A 15,292-nucleotide genomic window follows, 5' to 3' on the forward strand; every position below is an offset into this window, starting at 1 on the left:
GCCCGGCGCGAGGCCGGGCCTTTCTTCTCAGACGGCGGATGCCGTTAGAGCGGCTGCACCTGGTCGGCCTGCAGGCCCTTCGGGCCCTGGGTCACGACGAACTGCACCTTCTGGCCTTCCTGCAGGCTCTTGAAGCCCGAGGACACGATCGAGCGGAAGTGCACGAACACGTCATCGCCGCTCTCGCGGCTGATGAAGCCAAAGCCCTTGGCGTCGTTGAACCACTTGACGGTACCGGTTTCAGACTGGGACATCGTTGTATCTCCTTGGAACGGATGAAAGCCGCATGGCGCGGCGAGGAGCTGGTCACAAGGAGGAAACGGGTACAACGGTGTAGGTGTAACTGCTCACTACAGCATCGGGCCACAGTTCGCGTGACCCTTGAAACTCAGCCAGTGCACAGTAGTCGTTGCCGGGCCGCTTGGCAAATGTTTTGTGAACAGGGCGTTCAACCAGTCCGGGATGCCCGCTGGAAAGAGCGTCCCTGTCCAGGACGGTCCCCCGGGCAACAGGCCGGACTTCCAGTGGGGACAACCCCCGGGGGGCGGGGCCCCTGCGGCGCTGGTGCCCGGTTTTCGGGGCAGGGGCTGCCTACTCCGGAGAGGCCTTCGGTGCGATGCTGGCCCAACGTCGGGCCGGGGGCGATGGCATCCGCCGGCGGGGTGGCCGCGTAGGCGAGTCAGGGGGCGTCGAGGGGCGACGCTTCGACTGTCGCCGGATCGGATGATCCGGCTCGGGGAATCAGGGAGGTCGGTCATGGACGTGTTCGGCAGGTGGGGCTGGGTGTTTGGGGCGGCGCTGGTCGCCGGAATCACCGGGAGTGCGGCCCGCGCGGCCGACGCCGATGCAAGACTGCGCGCCGCGGCCCGCGCCGAGCAGCCGGCGGTCATCGCCACGCTGCACGATCTGGTGTCGATCGAATCGGGTTCGACCGACCGCGCCGGGCTGGACCGGATCGCCGGCTATCTGGCGCAGCGATTGCGCCGGCTTGGCGCGCAGGTGGACCGCATGCCGATCACCCTCGGCGGCGCGGACATGGTGCGCGGCGTGTTCCGCGGCAAGGGGCGGCTCAGGGCGTTGCTGATCGCGCACATGGATACCGTGTACGACCACGGCATCCTTGCCAGCGAGCCTTACCACCGCGACGGCGACGTCCTGTACGGTCCCGGCATTGCCGACGACAAGGGTGGTGTGGCGGTGATCCTGCATGCGCTGGCGCTGTTGCGCGCGCGCGGCTGGAACGATTTCGACCGCATCACCGTGCTGTTCAATCCCGACGAGGAGGTCGGTTCGACCGGCTCGGGCGAAACCGTCGCCAGGCTCGGGGCGGAGAGCGACGTGGTGCTGTCGTACGAACCCTCGCCATCCAGGGCGGTGGCGGGGGACGAAGGCGTGTTGCTCAGCGCGGCGGGCACCGCCGAGGTCACGATGTCGGTCCAGGGCCGCGCGGCGCATGCCGGGGCGGCACCGGAGCAGGGGCGCAATGCGCTGCTCGAGCTGGCCTATCAGCTGGTGCAGACCCGCGACGTGGCGGCGGGCGTGAAAGGTGCCCAGCTGAACTGGACCACCGCCAGTGCGGGCGCCGCGCGCAACCAGATACCGCAGACTGCGGAGGCCGGGGGCGATGTGCGGACGACCGAACCGGGTGCTGCCGACCAGTTGCGGGCGGCGCTGCAGGCCAGGGTTCGTGCCGGCCACCTGGTGCCCGACACTGCTGTCACGGTCACCCTGCAACCGCTGCGCCCGATGTACGAGGCAGGTCCGAGGGGGCGTGCGCTGGCCGACATGGCGCGCGGCATCTACGCCGAACTCGATGGGCGTCGACTGCTGATGCATCCGGCCACCAACGGCGGTACCGACGCGGGTTTCGCGGGCCGATCCGGCCATGCGGCCGTGCTGGAGGGCCTGGGACTGGCTGGCTGGGGCTACCACGCGAAGCGGGAGTACATCGAGATCGACTCGATTCCCCCACGGCTGTACCTCACCGCGCGGATGCTCATCGAACTGGGGCGGCGCGCAGAGGCGCCGGCGTCATGAGCAGGGCGTCGGCCGTTCGTTCGCGCGACCACGTGCCACCGCTGCTCCGTGGGCTGGGCTTCCTGTTGATCCTGGTGGCCAGTGCGGTAGCCGGCACGATGGAGCATCGTTCCGCCCTCGACGCGCGCGCGCGCCTGGCCCGGTTGCGGGCGCATGCCGATGCGGTGGCGCAGACGGCTGCCGAGAACGGTCCGGACGAATCGGTGGCGCTGGAGCTTCGCCTGCTGCGCCTGCAGTTGCGGGAGCATGATTTCTCCGACCGCGTATTGGAGAACCGTGCGTTCCAGGTGCTTGGCTCGATCGGCAGTCTGCTGGTGGCGCTGTCGTTCCTGGTCGAGGCACAAGCGAAATGGCCGCGTCGGCCACGCGCGCAGGAGTGATGGCGGCAGGTCCGTGCCGGATGGATTGCCGGTGCCGGGAGAATCCTCGCGGGCCGGCGACAACGATCCGCGCGCTCAAGCCGACGGCGTGCCGTCTGCCGTAGCCGTGTGCTCGACCCACACGCGGGTGCAGTTGCGTCCCGCCCGCTTGGCTTCGTACATGGCCTTGTCCGCGTGGGCGATGGCCTGCTCCACGACCAGGCCCGGTTCCATCCGGGCGATGCCGAACGACATGGTGACGTGGATCGAGGCGTGCCCATCCAGGGGGATCAGCAGTGCGGCCACGCTTTCGCGCAGGCGCTCGGCCAGTGCATGGCCGGTGTCCAGGTCGGTGTCCGGCAGGCTCAGCAGGAACTCCTCGCCGCCATAGCGGAACAGCTTGTCGTAGGGGCGCAGCTGCTTCATCAGTTGCCGGGCGGAGGCGGCCAGCACGCGGTCGCCGGCCGGATGTCCCCAGGTATCGTTGACGCGCTTGAAGTGGTCGATGTCGATCATCACCACGCAGCACGACTGCACCGCCCGGTCCACCCGTGCCTGCTGTTCGCGCAGGACGCCGAGCATGCCGATCCGGTTGCCGGCGCCGGTGAGCTCGTCGAGGCTGTACAGCGCGTTCTCCAGGTCGCGTCGCAGCGTAAAGATCTCCAGCCGCAGGTTCTCCAGCTCGCGGGCGAACGCATCGAAGTCGGTGACCGACACGGATTGCCCGTTGCCGAGCGAGCCCAGCAGCTTCGCCGCCAGCCCGTGCATGCGCTCGTGCTGTTCCTCGATCGCCGCGAACCCGGGGTGCCGATGCAGCACGTCCGGCGCATCCTCGTAGTACCAGCGTCCGAACGGGCAACGGTGATGTGCGTCCGGAGCGACGTCGTCGGGCTCCCCTGGCAGGTCGCACACGAGGGTGCGGATGACGGCGTCGTACCACTGGTTATGACGCTGCAGCGCCAGGTCGAGCTGCTGCAGGGCGGACTGGATGGAGGCGCGTTCGGCGTTGATGGTTTGTCTCCGCAACTATGACCGCGTCGGCAAACCGGCGGTATCCGGAGGATGTTATCGGCAGCCTCCTGGCGGAGCTGAAGCCCCGGTCGTTGGGCGTCCTCCCGTTGCGGCGCATCCGGCGCCGGAGCCGGTCATCCTCCCGGCAGGCTCACCACCGGCGCGAAGCCCCCGAAGATCATGCGCTTGCCGTCGAACGGCATGTCGCCGCCGGCGGTCACCCGTGGATCGTTCATGAACTTCGCCATGCCGGCGTCGCGCGTGGCCTTGTCGGGCCACTCGATCCAGGAGAACACCACGGCCTCGTCGTCCCTGGCCTGCACCGCGCGATGGAAATCGGTGAGCTTGCCGTGCGGAACGTCGTCGGCCCAGCACTCCATGACGCGCACAGCGCCGTACTCCAGGATGATCGCGTCGAACGTCCCCGCGTGCTGGATGAACGCATCGCGCCGGGCGACCGGAACGGCGATCAGGAATCCATCGATGTAGGACATGGTGCTCTCCTCGGTAGCGAAGTGACTGGGGACCCGCCCGGACACGACGGGCGTACGACCCCCGATTCGACACCCGCGCCGGTGAAGCCGCGGTTACTCGGCGCGCACCCGGTAGGCCTCGGTCAGAGAGATGAGCCCGCGCCGGGCCATGTCCAGTGCGGCCCGGGTGATCGGCACCATGCCCTCGGCCAATGCCGTTTCGTGGATGCGGTCGGCCTCGGCGCCGGGCACGATCAGCCGCCGGATCGCCGGCGAGATCCGCAGCAGCTCGTACACCGCCGCACGCCGGAACACCCCGGAGCCGTTGCAGCGGTGGCAGCCCCGCCCGATGAAAAAGGTCTCGTCCGGCGCCGCTCCCAGCAGTGCGCGGACATGCTCGGGCGGCTGCTCCGGTTCGCGGCAGTGTTCGCAGGTCAGGCGCACCAGCCGCTGCGCCATCACGGCCAGCAGCGATGCGCGCACCAGGAACGGTTCCATGCCGAGATCGAGCAGCCGGGTAATCGTGGTGGCCGCGGTATTGGTATGCAGCGTGCTCAGCACCAGGTGGCCGGTGAGCGCGCTCTCGATCGCGATGTCCGCGGTCTCGCGGTCGCGGATCTCGCCGACCATGATCGTGTCCGGATCGTGCCGGAGGAAGTTGCGCAGCGCGCTGGCGAAGGTGAAGCCGGCCGGCCGGTTCACCTGCATCTGCTGGATGCCGGCGATGTGGAATTCCACCGGCTCCTCGATGGTGAGGATGTTGATGCGCTGCCGGCGCATCTCCAGCAGCATCGCGTACAACGTGGTGGACTTGCCGCAGCCGGTCGGTCCGGTGGTCAGGAACACGCCGTGGCTGGAGTTCATCAGGTCGTCCAGCGCCAGCCGGTCGTCCGGACTCAGGCCGATCTCGTCGAGCGTCTTGAGGCTCTCGGCGACATCGAGCAGGCGCACCACCACGCTCTCGCCGAACACCGTGGGCAGCACCGACACGCGCAGGTCCACCTGCTTGCCCTGTTCGGTGGTGAAGGTGGCGCGGCCGTCCTGCGGCATGCGGTGCTCGGCCAGGTTCATCGAGGCGATGACCTTGATGCGACTGACCAGCGCCGGCGCCAGCGAGCGCAGGAACTGGCGGATCGGCACCATGTCGTCGTCGATGCGGTAGAGCAGTTCCACCGAGTGCTCGCCCGGACGGAAGTGGATGTCCGAGGCGCGTCTGGCGATCGCGTCGGCGATCACCGACTGGATGATCTTCACCACCGGCATCTCGCCGGCCAGGCGCTTCCATTCGTCCACGCCATGCTCGGCACCGTTGTGGTCCAGGCCCAGGCGGCGGGCCAGTTCGGCATCTTCGATGAGGTCGTAGTGCTGGCCGATGGCCTCACGCATGGCCCGCTCGTGGGCGACCAGCAGCACCGCCCGTTCGCGCGAGACGAAGTCCACCGCGGTCAGCAGCGAGGATTCGGTGGTGGCGTCCACCGCCACGGCCACGCAACCGCGTGCGCTCAGCAGGGGCAGCGCGTGCAGCTTGCGCGCGCTGGCCGCAGGCAGCAGGGCCAGTGCCGCCGGGTCGGCCTGCACTGCGGTCAGATCGATCAGCGGCAGGCCGAACGCTTCCGCGCGGGCCCAGGCGGCGCCACCGTCGTCGCCGGCCAGCCCGGTCCAGGCTTCCTGCGTCATGCGCAGCTCCTGTAGGGCCCGATTCGGCTCGCCGGCGGCATAGGCGAGGAGATAGGCCACCAGTTGTTCCGGCTGGCGGATGACCGGCACGAGGCCGGCGGCTTGGGTGTCGTTCATCGTGCCCCCTGTGGCAACCGTTCGTAGAAATAGCACTCCGGTGGAAAAGGATCGTGACCGGCGTCAATCCGCACGGCGTCAGCCGTGGGCGTGATCCGGGAAGGATGCTGGATCGGCATTTGCCGGAGATGGACGATGATGGGGAACGATGCCGGCGCGGGCCGGTCGAAGGCGTCTTCAGGAGGATGGACGGATGCAACGGCGAAGCAAGATTCGATGGAGCCTGCTGCTGGCGGTGGTGCTGCTGGTGGCGGGCGGGGCGGCTTTCGGCGGCCACTGGCTGGCGGGAGACCTGGCCAGGGCGGAGGCGTTCCGCTCGATCCCTCCCGGCCCTGACGGCATCGCCTGGATCGCCTGTCGCGGCACTCTGGCGGCACAGGCGCCGGGCACGGCGTCGGACGATCCGCAGGGGCTCTGCCAGCGTGTCGCCGAACGGGTCTGTCACGGGCCGGCGACCTACCTCGATCTCGGCGCCGGCGAACCCCAGGCCAACCGGTTCCGCGAGCGCTTCCGCTGCGCAAGGCACGGCTGATCGCCGACGCGCGATACGTGGGACGGGCCATGACCTGTGGCCTTCTCGTGACCTTTGGCGCATCGAGGCAGGGCGTGGTGCGGTTAGCCTGCGCCAGCCGTCGGTCCGCATGCGGACGGCGCGCGTCGCGGGCACATCGCCAAACCCCTGGCGGCCCGCGTGCATCCATCTCCCCCGATGCCACAAGGAAACAGGTCCCCATGAACAAGACCCACGCCAATCGTCCGCGCTCCCTTCGCGGCATGCGCCTCGCCGTGGTTGCTGCCCTTGGTCTCGTCGCTTCCGCGGCCGCTTTCGGACAATCCACGACCGGCTCGGTGTTCGGTCATGCACCGGCCGGTGACGTAGTTGCTGCGCACAGCACCATCAACGGAAACCAGCGCAAGACGCATGTGGGCGCTGATGGCCGCTATTCGCTGCGCGCGTTGCCGATCGGCGTATACGACGTGACTCTTGAAGTGGACGGCAAGGCGGTAAAGGTCCATCCGAGGGTGCCGGTGATGGTCGGTCGCGGCAGCCAAGTCAACTTTGACTGCACGCAAAGCGATTGCGCAAAGGCGGCCGACCGCTCCTGAACCGCCCGGCACCAGGCGTCGGAAGAGCGTCGCCGGATCACGGTGTTGCCGACAGCCCGACGCCCCTGGCGTCGGGTTCTTTTTTGTGGCCGATCAGGCCGGTGCCGGCTGCGTGCCGGCCACCCATGCATGCAGTGGGAAGTACTGCCGCATCATCCGTTCGACATAGTCCACCAGGTTGGGGCGGGCTTCCACGACGCGTCGCAGGGGCGTGTCGAAGAACGGCGTGGAAACGCCGGCCAGCATCGCGAACGCGGTGGCGTCGACGCCAGATGATGCTTCGCCCATCAGATGCCTGCGGTCGCCGAGCAGCTGAGCCAGCGCATCGATCGAGCGCTCGCCGAGCGTGGCGATCTGGTCCGGGGCGTGACGGCCGATACCCTGGGCGCGCAGGTCCGCCTGCTTGCGATCCTGCAGCAGGCGGCGCATCTGCTCGCGCTCGACCTCCGTCGCGCCGCTGGCGAACTGCGAGGGGCCCTTGGCGAAGTTGCCCGGGTCGATCCAGCGGAACCAGACCAGCGCGAAATACAGGTGGTCCTCCAGCAGTCGCTCGATCGCCCAGGCTTCCGCACGCTGGCGTGCATCCAGGCTGGCGTCGAGATCGACGCCGTACCTGCGCTCGATGTGCGCTCGGATGAAGGTGGAATCGCTGATCGTCTCCTCGCCGTCCACCAGGTAGGGCAGCTTGCCGTTCGGCGCCTGCGGGGGAATCGACGCGACCTTGTCGTAGGCGAGCCCGGCCATCTGCAGCTGCACCTCGGTCTTCATCACGAACGGGCTGGAATCGGGCAGGCCGAAGGCGGGTCGGGTGGCGTACAGCGTGATGTTGGACAAGGCCGTGGCTCCCTGGCTGAAGAGACGCCATCTTCGAGGTGGCCTGCTGACAGCGTCGTGTCAGCAGCCACGCTCCGAGGTAGATTGGGCGGCACCTGGGCCGCACCGGCCGGGCCGCCTCCGTGGCCTGCTTCCTGGACCGACAGGGGAACCGCCTTGACCATCGCGATGCTTCGAAGTCTTGCCGCCTGTGGCCTGCTGTGGATGGCTGCGGCGGCGTCATCCTCCGCCATCGCCCAGGCCTCGCCGCCGGCCACGCCGGTGCCGGCCGCCCGCGCCTCGGATGTGTCCTCGCTGGACGCCATCATGGCCGCGGTCTACGACGTCATCTCCGGCCCCAAGGGCCGGAAGCGCGACTGGAACCGCCTGCGCTCGCTGTTCGTTCCGGGAGCGCGGCTGATCGCCGTGCACACGGGCAAGGATGGCGTGAACACCGCCCGCGTCATGAGTGTGGAGGATTACATCCAGGCAGCCGGTCCGTTCCTCGAGGGCGAGGGGTTCTTCGAGCGCGAGACGCATCGGGTGATCGACCGCTACGGCGACATCGTCCAGGTGTTCAGCACCTACGAGTCGCGCCATGCCGCATCCGACGAGAAGCCGTTCCAGCGCGGCATCAACAGCTTCCAGCTGATGTACGACGGCCATCGCTGGTGGGTGGTGACGATCTACTGGCAGGGCGAGCGGCCGGACCGGCCGATTCCCAGGCGCTACGGCGGCTGACGCGTATCAGGCGGGCGCCTCCGGCGTCTGGAACACGCGGTGCAGTACGAAGTCGGCGTTGATCTCCTCGCCGGTCATCAGCATCGCCACCAGTTCGCCACCGAGGATCTGCGGGGCGATCAGCACATCCGGCTGGGCCAGTTTCACGCGGCCGAGGTAGCTGGCGTTGTTGACCGCCGCCACCGTGCGCACGCCCCTGGCGATCTCGCGCACGGCGAGCACCACGAAGGCGTTGTCCGAATCGTTGTCCAGCATCGCCATCACCGCCTGTGCCTTGTCTGCGCCGGCCTGGCGCAGCACGTCGCCATCGCTGGGATCGCCGAACACGGCATCCACGTCGGCCGGCAGCGCGGTATCCGGCGCGCGTCGCAGCAGGCGCGTGACGGGCTGGCCGCGGCGGCTGAGTTCGCGCCAGGTGTTGACCGCCAGCGGCGTGTCGCCGACCACGACGAAATGGTTCTCGCGTTTCATGCGGCGTCCCTTGTGATTGACGATGCGTTGCAGGCTGCGGCTCACCATCGGTGCCACCACCGCGGTCAGCGAGGTGGCGAACACCGCCACGCCGAGCACGATGATCGACACCGTGAATAGGCGGGCGTCGGCGGTCTGCGGGGTGATGTCGCCGTAGCCCACCGTGCTCATGGTGACCACGGCGAAGTACAGCGCCGTAGGCAGGTCGGCGATCTGCGGCCGGAAGGCGCTGCCCTGGTAGTAGGCGCCGAAGGTGGCGTAGAGCAGCAGCATCGCCACCGAGGTCAGGGCGAACAGCGTGCCCGAGGTCAGGCTGGAGTGATCGAAGCGCCGCCAGGCCGACAACAGCAGCAGCGGCAGCACCGCGAAGTAGATCAGGGCGTGGAGCCCGTGCGGCGCCTGCCCGATCGCTACGCTGGTCAGCGCGGTCAGGCTGAGCAGCAGCGCCAGGGTCCAGGCCAGCCGCGAGCGCATCAGCAGCCCCAGTGCCGACAGCAGCATGCCCGCGCCGATCAGCAGCGGCGGGAGCGATCCGGGCGGCAGATCGTGTCGCCCCTGCACGAGGTCGCCGAGCACGGTGTGCAGCGAGCCCGCGGGCAGGGCCTGCAACAGCCAGCGGCCGCCCAGCGCCAGCAGGACCGCCAGCGGCCATTGCGGAAACCAGCGGTCGGCCCGGGCGACCGCCGCCCAGGCGGTCAGTCGCTGGCGAAGGCGTTGCGTGGTGGAGGGTTGCAGCATCGGGGCCAGCGGTCGCAGAGCGAAGTGGTCGAACGTTACGACCTGCGCGCGCCGAATAAAACTCCGTCAGGCTCTCCGCGTGCCGCTGCCTCCGTTACCCGCCGCCCGCCTCCGGCCGGCGACGCCCGTCGAGGCGCGGCGGCTCAATCCTCGCCGTCGTCCCGGGGCAGCTGTTCCGGCTCGGCCCAGCGCAGCTGGTGGATGTCGAACTGCTGCTCCAGCAGCGGTTTGACGATCAGGAAGTAGGGCGAGATGTCGAAGTCGCGCGGGGCGAACAGCCGCGAGTTGCGGATGTGCAGGATCTCGCGACGCGCCTGCCGCGCACCCTTGCGCCGGCGGTCGGCCGGTTCGACCAGGGGCAGGATCGGGTAGCGCACGCTCTGGAAGGCATCGGCGATCAGCGACGAACAGATCGCCCGCGTCGGGTCGCCGCTGCCCAGCGCCAGCAGGCGGCGACGCAGGTGGCCGGGAATCGGCGGGGTGGGCATCAGGTAGCGCATAAGGTCGACGATGTTCTTCACGTCGTACTGCTGGCCGAGTCGTCGCCGGGCGTGCTCGATCACTGCCGCCAGCTCCTCTTTGTCGAGCCCGATCGGCCGGCAGATGCGGGTGTGCATGCTCTTGTAGCTGTGCAGTGCGACGGCGCGCACGCCATCGGCCACATCGGCTTCGATGAGCACGTGCGGTCCCAGTTCGGGTCGCTCCGCCAGCATTGTGTCGCCGACGTACAGCGCCGCGTGCGACCAGCTCGACTGGGTGAGGTATTTCACCGCCGTGCTGAAGCGGCTGCTGCCCTCCACCAGCAGCACGTCGCCCTTGCGCAGCGAGAACTGGAGCAGCCGGAAGCGGGACGTGCTGAAGTGCATTTCCACCGGGCGCGGCTTGGCGAGGAAATCCGCCAGGCGGCGGCCGAGCCAGTCCAGGGGATGGAACACGCCGTCGTCCTCCAGTTGTGGGACGTCGGCAGCTTAGCCGGTTCCCCCGGGATCCGGTGCCGGCCCCGGCTTCCCGTTCTCGTCTTGACCTTGCCCGGCACCGGGCCGATCATCGCCGGGCGCTTCGGGGCGCCCGCGGGTCCGCGCGAAGGACGGAGTCCACCCTCGGAGATGGCGTGATGACACAGCAATCTTCCGTGACGGTGCGCAACGGCGAGCTGGTGGCCTTGCGGTTGTTCGATATCGCCTATGCGATCGACCTGGGTCGGGCCGAGGCCGCATGGCTGGCCCGGGCCGGCGCGGAAGGGCGGCGCAGCCGGTTGCTCACCGCGCCACCCAAGGCGGTGGCTTTCGACGTGCCGCCGCTGGAACTGACGCTGGAGCCGTTGACCCTCGTGCTGGACGGCGTCGAGGTTGCCGCCCGCGTCCGCGTGCGGCTCTACGACTTCGGTGTCGCCGCCTTCGCCGTGCGCGTTGCGTTGGCCGACGTGCAGTGGCCGGCGTTCGCCGCGCGCTTCAACGCGCTGGACCGTGAGGTCGGGCCGGCCGCGCCGGATACCTTGTGGACGACGCTGCGCCAGCATGTGGTCGAAGCCATCGCCCCGGCGCTGGACCGGCCGGCCGTCGACGCGTCATTGCAGGAGGACTACCTGCTCGGCGTGGTGCAGGCCTTCGACGAGCCGCTGGACGCCGCCACGCTGCGCGAACGGGTCGACCTGGCGGCGTTGCTGTCGGGCGAGTCGCGCCCGCTGTCCGAGGGAGCCCGCCGGGAACTGCTGGCGCACGGTTATTCCTACTACACGGACGACCTGGTCCTGCTCACCTGGGACCGCGCGTTCGTCTACGAACCGCGCGGCGACTCCGACGTGGCCGACGTGCTCGAGGTGGCGAACGCCCAGCTAGTCGAGTTCCGCTACTACGACACGCTGCTCGACAACGAGCTGCCCCGGATGTACGCGCGGGTGCAGGAGGCGCGCGGCACCGGCTCGCTGCTGGCGGCGCGTCGCTTCGCGCATCTTGCGCGCGGGCTGTACATGCTGGTGGCCGAGGCGACCGAGCTCACCGAGAAGGTGGACAACGCGCTGCAGGTCACCGAGGACGTCTACCTGGCGCGCGTCTACAGCGCCGCACTCGGCCTGTTCCGCGTGCCTGCGCTCAGCGCGTCGGTCGACCGCAAGCTGGCGATCATCCGCGACACCTACGCCGCGTTGTACGAGGAGGCCTCGAGCCGGCGTTCGGAGTGGCTGGAGATCGCCATCGTGCTGCTGATCGTGCTGGAGGTCGTGTTGTCGCTGTTGCGGCACTAGCCTGGACGAGTCGTGCCGAACGGCCCGTGCCCCGGTGTCGGTGCCGGGGCACAATGGACGATTGTTTCCGACCGAGCCGTCGTCCCGTGACCGACCCCGCCCTCAAGCAGGCCTGCCGGCTGTTCCTCTCCCGCCCACCCGCGCCACCCGTGGCCGAGACGATGACCCGCCTGGCGGCGCATCCGGCGGCACGCGATGCGGTGGACGAGTATGGCGCCGGCGGTGCCGTGGCGACGCTGGAGCAGGTGACTGCGGTACGGCTGGGCAAGCCGGCCGGGCGCTTTTTCATCAAGGGCGTCACCGCCCAGCTGTGCGTGCTGCAGGCCTACGCCGACGCACGCGGCTGCCGCAACGTGGCGATTCATCCCATGGGCCACATGGACATGGACGAGGCCGGTGCGCTGGAGCGGGCGGCGGGACTGAACGCGATCCGGCTGGGTCGCCACCGGCCGCTTTCGCTGGACGCGCTGCAGGCCGTGACCGAACCGCTGGCGGCGGTGGTGGTGGAGCTGCCGTTGCGACGGGCCGGCTTCCTGCTGCCGCCGCTGGATGAGTTGCGGGCGATCTCGACGTGGTGCCGCGGGCGTGCGATCCCGCTGCACTTCGACGGCGCGCGCCTGTGGGAGGCGGCGGCCGGCTATGGTGTGGCCGAGGCTGAACTGGCGGCGCTGGCCGACAGCGTCTACGTCGCCTACTACAAGGGACTGGGTGGACTGGGTGGCGCGCTGGTGGCCGGCAGCGAGGCGTTCATCGCCGCGCTGGCGCCGTGGAAGAGCCGCTACGGCGGCAACCTCGTCACCGCCTGGCCCTACGCGATCAGCGCACTGGACGGACTGGATCGGCTGGCGCCGCGCATGGGCGAATTCGTCGAGCGGGCCCGCGCCCTGGCTGCTGCGCTGGTGGCCGTGCCGCAGGTGCGGGTGCATCCGGCGCGCCCCCACACAAATGCCTTCCAGTTGTGGTTGCCGGGTCGGCCGGACGTCCTCGCCGCGCAGCATCGCCAGATGGCTGAAGCCGGCGAGTGGTGGCTGTTCGACGGGTTCGCCGAGGCGCCGCTGGACGGCTGGACGATGGTGGAGGTCCAGATCGGGCCGGGCTCGGACGACTGGACCGTCGAGCAGGCCGCCGACGCGATCCGGCGCTTCGTCGCTGGTGCATGACCTTCGGCGCGATGTCGTGGTGGCGACTCTGCCGCGGCGGATTCAGCGCTTGGTGCGGCAGGCCACGACGCCGTGCTCAAGGGCCAGCGTCGGAGCAGTCCGAGCGGGTGGCGGTTGCCGGGGGCTGGCAGACCCTGCCCTGAGATGGATCACACTCCCAGTCGGCCAAGAACGGAGTGAGGTGGCGGGTCGGCGCGGGCGGCGCGGACGTGATGGTCCGGCCCCGGGTGGTCGGTTCTCCAGCTCAGACGCCCGGCTCCTTTCAGGCGGGTATCCGAGAAGCGGCGGCGCTTGCGACGCAGGGGCGGAAGCGGGCCGCCGCGCGCATCCGATACCACCTCTGGCCAGCGCCCCGTCTCATGTCGGGGCAGGGGCCTCCTTCACGAAATCCACGAATGCCCGCAGCGGCGCGGGAAGGTGTCGGCGGCCGGGATAGTAGAGATACGGGCCGCTGAAGGTCTGCCACCAGGGTTGCAGCACCGGTTCGAGCTCGCCGCGCTCCAGGTACGGCTGCAGCCACGCCTCGAACAGGTGGATGACACCCAGCCCGTCGATCGCCGCGCGCAGGGCGAGGTCGGCGGCGGCGCCCAGGCGCACCATCAGCGGGCCTTCCGGATCGATGCGCACGATCTCGCCATTGCGTTCGAACTCCCAGGTCGGGATGTGGCCGCTGGCGAACTGGCCGCGCAGGCAGGCGTGCTCGAGCAGGTCGCGCGGATGCCGTGGACGACCGTGCTCGGCGAGGTAGGCCGGCGATGCCGCGGTGGCCATGCGTTGCACGCGCGGGCCGATCGGTACCGCGATCATGTCCTTTTCCAGCCGCTCGTCATAGCGCACGCCGGCGTCGCAGCCGGCGGCCAGCAGGTCGACGAAGCTCTCCTCGACCACCACGTCGAGACGGATCTCGGGATATGCCTTCAGGAACGGCGTGACGATGGACGGAAGCACCAGCCGCGCCACCGTCGCTGGCACGTTGAGCCGCAGCGTGCCGGCCGGGCGGTCGCGGTAGTGGTTCACCACGTCGAGCGCCGCCTCCACTTCGCCCAGCGCCGGAAACAGGCGTTCGGCCAGGCGCGCACCGGCTTCGGTGGTGACCACGCTGCGCGTGGTGCGGTGGAGCAGGCGCACGCCCAGGCGCGATTCCAGCCGGCGCACGCTTTCGCTCAGGCGCGAGGCGGAGATGTCGCTGGCGCGCCCACCCTCGCGGAAACCGCCGGCGCGCACCACGGCAAGAAAGGCGAAGAGATCGCGAAGCTCGGTGTCCATTGTGCGAAATTCCGTACGGGTCGTCCCGATTGTGCCGGATTATCAGAACGGCGGCGCGCACCTAGAGTGTCGGCCAACGCGGCATTCCGGCCGCATCCCGAACGGAGCGCACCATGGACAAGCAAGTGAACGCAGGCACTTTCACGCTGGGGCACCGGCCTGTGAACCGTATGGGCTACGGCGCCATGCAGCTGGCGGGGCCGGGTGTGTTCGGCCCGCCGAAGGACCGCGACGCCGCGCTGGCGGTGCTGCGCGAGGCGATCGCCAGCGGCGTGGACCATATCGACACCAGCGACTTCTACGGTCCGCACGTGACCAACCAGCTGATCCGCGAGGCGCTGCATCCGTATCCGGAGCAGCTGACCATCGTGACCAAGGTCGGCGCGACGCGCGGGGCGGATGCGTCGTGGAACCCGGCACAGAGCCCGGCCGACCTGACCGCCGCGGTGCACGACAACCTGCGCAACCTCGGCGTGGAGCGCCTCGACGTGGTGAACCTGCGCATCATGGGCGACGTGCATCGGCCGACCGAGTCGTCGATCGAGCCGCAGTTCACCGCACTGGCGGAACTGCGGCAACGTGGACTGATCCGTCACCTGGGCCTGAGCAACGCCACGCTGAAGCAGGTGCACCAGGCGCGTGGCATCGCCGAGGTGGTCTGCGTGCAGAACCACTACAACCTGGTGCATCGCGCCGACGATGCCTTGATCGACGAACTGGCGCCGCTCGGCATCGCCTACGTGCCGTTCTTCCCGCTGGGCGGGTTCACGCCGTTGCAGTCGGACGCGCTGTCGGCCATCGCCAGTCGGCTGGATACCACGCCGATGCAGGTGGCGTTGGCGTGGCTGCTGGCGCGCGCGCCGAACATCCTGCTGATTCCCGGCACCTCGTCGCTCGGCCATCTGCGCGAGAACCTCGCGGCGGCATCGCTCACCCTGGATGCGTCGGTGATGGACGAGCTGTCCGAGATCGGCACTGCCGAGGCGGCGGCGCACTGAAAAACGAAACGGCCCGCCCGGTGAAGGGCGGGCCGTCTCCCGCTCGGGCATCCACGGCAAGGTGCCCGCGACGACGCTTGTG

16 protein-coding genes are annotated in these 15,292 nt (G+C 69.3%); 8 read left to right on the forward strand and 8 right to left on the reverse strand.

Going from position 1 to position 15,292, the window contains the following annotated elements:
• Positions 1 to 44: 44 nt before the first annotated feature.
• On the reverse strand, positions 45 to 254 hold the full coding sequence (locus ATSB10_RS02000) for a cold-shock protein (RefSeq protein ID WP_017462431.1): 210 nt from the start codon (positions 252 to 254) through the stop codon (positions 45 to 47).
• Positions 255 to 756: 502 nt separating this feature from the next.
• Here ATSB10_RS02000 and ATSB10_RS02005 point away from each other — a divergent pair.
• Complete coding sequence (locus tag ATSB10_RS02005; protein WP_063670198.1) at positions 757 to 2,037, forward strand: glutamate carboxypeptidase; 1,281 nt, start codon at positions 757 to 759, stop codon at positions 2,035 to 2,037.
• Entirely contained in the window at positions 2,034 to 2,417 is a 384-nt protein-coding gene (locus tag ATSB10_RS02010) for a hypothetical protein (protein ID WP_063670199.1), read from the forward strand. The genes ATSB10_RS02005 and ATSB10_RS02010 overlap by 4 nt, the downstream gene beginning before the upstream one ends.
• 75 nt (positions 2,418 to 2,492) lie before the next feature.
• Here ATSB10_RS02010 and ATSB10_RS02015 read toward each other — a convergent pair whose 3' ends face one another.
• The 3 genes from ATSB10_RS02015 to ATSB10_RS02025 form a co-directional block, all read right to left on the reverse strand.
• Positions 2,493 to 3,422 carry a diguanylate cyclase gene (locus ATSB10_RS02015; protein ID WP_083966045.1) on the reverse strand — a complete coding sequence of 310 codons (930 nt, stop codon included), beginning with the start codon at positions 3,420 to 3,422 and terminating at the stop codon, positions 2,493 to 2,495.
• A 119-nt stretch (positions 3,423 to 3,541) separates the two neighbouring features.
• On the reverse strand, positions 3,542 to 3,901 hold the full coding sequence (locus tag ATSB10_RS02020; protein ID WP_063670200.1) for a DUF1428 domain-containing protein: 360 nt from the start codon (positions 3,899 to 3,901) through the stop codon (positions 3,542 to 3,544).
• A gap of 93 nt (positions 3,902 to 3,994) precedes the next feature.
• Positions 3,995 to 5,674 (reverse strand): GspE/PulE family protein, encoded by a 1,680-nt coding sequence (locus tag ATSB10_RS02025; RefSeq protein ID WP_063670201.1) that lies wholly within the window; start codon positions 5,672 to 5,674, stop codon positions 3,995 to 3,997.
• A gap of 193 nt (positions 5,675 to 5,867) precedes the next feature.
• Between ATSB10_RS02025 and ATSB10_RS02030 the strand changes: the two genes are divergently transcribed.
• Together ATSB10_RS02030 and ATSB10_RS02035 are read left to right on the forward strand one after the other, a co-directional pair.
• Complete coding sequence (locus ATSB10_RS02030; RefSeq protein WP_063670202.1) at positions 5,868 to 6,206, forward strand: hypothetical protein; 339 nt, start codon at positions 5,868 to 5,870, stop codon at positions 6,204 to 6,206.
• A gap of 200 nt (positions 6,207 to 6,406) precedes the next feature.
• Complete coding sequence (locus ATSB10_RS02035) at positions 6,407 to 6,781, forward strand: carboxypeptidase-like regulatory domain-containing protein (protein WP_083966046.1); 375 nt, start codon at positions 6,407 to 6,409, stop codon at positions 6,779 to 6,781.
• Between the two features lie 93 nt (positions 6,782 to 6,874).
• On the opposite strand, the gene ATSB10_RS02040 is transcribed toward ATSB10_RS02035, so the two are convergent.
• The gene (locus tag ATSB10_RS02040; protein ID WP_083966047.1) at positions 6,875 to 7,615 is read right to left on the reverse strand and encodes a glutathione S-transferase family protein; all 741 of its coding nucleotides are present in this window, start codon (positions 7,613 to 7,615) and stop codon (positions 6,875 to 6,877) included.
• Between the two features lie 168 nt (positions 7,616 to 7,783).
• Here ATSB10_RS02040 and ATSB10_RS02045 point away from each other — a divergent pair, with 168 nt between their 5' ends.
• A complete protein-coding gene (locus tag ATSB10_RS02045; RefSeq protein ID WP_063674301.1) occupies positions 7,784 to 8,335 on the forward strand; it encodes a hypothetical protein in 552 nt (183 codons plus the stop codon).
• Between the two features lie 6 nt (positions 8,336 to 8,341).
• On the opposite strand, the gene kch is transcribed toward ATSB10_RS02045, so the two are convergent.
• Together kch and ATSB10_RS02055 are read right to left on the reverse strand one after the other, a co-directional pair.
• Positions 8,342 to 9,544: a voltage-gated potassium channel protein gene (kch, locus tag ATSB10_RS02050; RefSeq protein ID WP_063670203.1), complete on the reverse strand. Its 1,203-nt coding sequence runs from the start codon at positions 9,542 to 9,544 to the stop codon at positions 8,342 to 8,344.
• 143 nt (positions 9,545 to 9,687) lie between these two features.
• Positions 9,688 to 10,479 carry a YiiX/YebB-like N1pC/P60 family cysteine hydrolase gene (locus ATSB10_RS02055; RefSeq protein WP_063670204.1) on the reverse strand — a complete coding sequence of 264 codons (792 nt, stop codon included), beginning with the start codon at positions 10,477 to 10,479 and terminating at the stop codon, positions 9,688 to 9,690.
• A gap of 179 nt (positions 10,480 to 10,658) precedes the next feature.
• On the opposite strand from ATSB10_RS02055, the gene ATSB10_RS02060 reads away from it, so the two are divergent.
• Together ATSB10_RS02060 and ATSB10_RS02065 are read left to right on the forward strand one after the other, a co-directional pair.
• The gene (locus ATSB10_RS02060; protein WP_063670205.1) at positions 10,659 to 11,786 is read left to right on the forward strand and encodes a hypothetical protein; all 1,128 of its coding nucleotides are present in this window, start codon (positions 10,659 to 10,661) and stop codon (positions 11,784 to 11,786) included.
• Between the two features lie 86 nt (positions 11,787 to 11,872).
• Complete coding sequence (locus tag ATSB10_RS02065; protein WP_083966048.1) at positions 11,873 to 12,946, forward strand: threonine aldolase family protein; 1,074 nt, start codon at positions 11,873 to 11,875, stop codon at positions 12,944 to 12,946.
• 357 nt (positions 12,947 to 13,303) lie between these two features.
• On the opposite strand, the gene ATSB10_RS02070 is transcribed toward ATSB10_RS02065, so the two are convergent.
• On the reverse strand, positions 13,304 to 14,212 hold the full coding sequence (locus tag ATSB10_RS02070) for a LysR family transcriptional regulator (RefSeq protein ID WP_063670207.1): 909 nt from the start codon (positions 14,210 to 14,212) through the stop codon (positions 13,304 to 13,306).
• 113 nt (positions 14,213 to 14,325) lie between these two features.
• Between ATSB10_RS02070 and ATSB10_RS02075 the strand changes: the two genes are divergently transcribed.
• Entirely contained in the window at positions 14,326 to 15,210 is an 885-nt protein-coding gene (locus tag ATSB10_RS02075) for an aldo/keto reductase family oxidoreductase (protein WP_063670208.1), read from the forward strand.
• Positions 15,211 to 15,292 lie beyond the last annotated feature (82 nt).

The sequence above is a fragment of the Dyella thiooxydans genome, from assembly GCF_001641285.1.
Lineage (GTDB): Bacteria > Pseudomonadota > Gammaproteobacteria > Xanthomonadales > Rhodanobacteraceae > Dyella_A > Dyella_A thiooxydans.

Bases quoted from the DNA above. Each gene is read 5' to 3' on its own strand.
- ATSB10_RS02005 (WP_063670198.1), top strand. From the start codon at position 757: ATGGACGTGTTCGGCAGGTGGGGCTGGGTGTTTGGGGCGGCGCTGGTC.
- ATSB10_RS02010 (WP_063670199.1), top strand. From the start codon at position 2,034: ATGAGCAGGGCGTCGGCCGTTCGTTCGCGCGACCACGTGCCACCGCTG.
- ATSB10_RS02060 (WP_063670205.1), top strand. From the start codon at position 10,659: ATGACACAGCAATCTTCCGTGACGGTGCGCAACGGCGAGCTGGTGGCC.
- ATSB10_RS02000 (WP_017462431.1), bottom strand. From the start codon at position 254: ATGTCCCAGTCTGAAACCGGTACCGTCAAGTGGTTCAACGACGCCAAG.
- ATSB10_RS02045 (WP_063674301.1), top strand. From the start codon at position 7,784: ATGCTTCGAAGTCTTGCCGCCTGTGGCCTGCTGTGGATGGCTGCGGCG.
- ATSB10_RS02070 (WP_063670207.1), bottom strand. From the start codon at position 14,212: ATGGACACCGAGCTTCGCGATCTCTTCGCCTTTCTTGCCGTGGTGCGC.
- ATSB10_RS02035 (WP_083966046.1), top strand. From the start codon at position 6,407: ATGAACAAGACCCACGCCAATCGTCCGCGCTCCCTTCGCGGCATGCGC.
- kch (WP_063670203.1), bottom strand. From the start codon at position 9,544: ATGCTGCAACCCTCCACCACGCAACGCCTTCGCCAGCGACTGACCGCC.
- ATSB10_RS02025 (WP_063670201.1), bottom strand. From the start codon at position 5,674: ATGAACGACACCCAAGCCGCCGGCCTCGTGCCGGTCATCCGCCAGCCG.
- ATSB10_RS02020 (WP_063670200.1), bottom strand. From the start codon at position 3,901: ATGTCCTACATCGATGGATTCCTGATCGCCGTTCCGGTCGCCCGGCGC.
- ATSB10_RS02030 (WP_063670202.1), top strand. From the start codon at position 5,868: ATGCAACGGCGAAGCAAGATTCGATGGAGCCTGCTGCTGGCGGTGGTG.
- ATSB10_RS02075 (WP_063670208.1), top strand. From the start codon at position 14,326: ATGGACAAGCAAGTGAACGCAGGCACTTTCACGCTGGGGCACCGGCCT.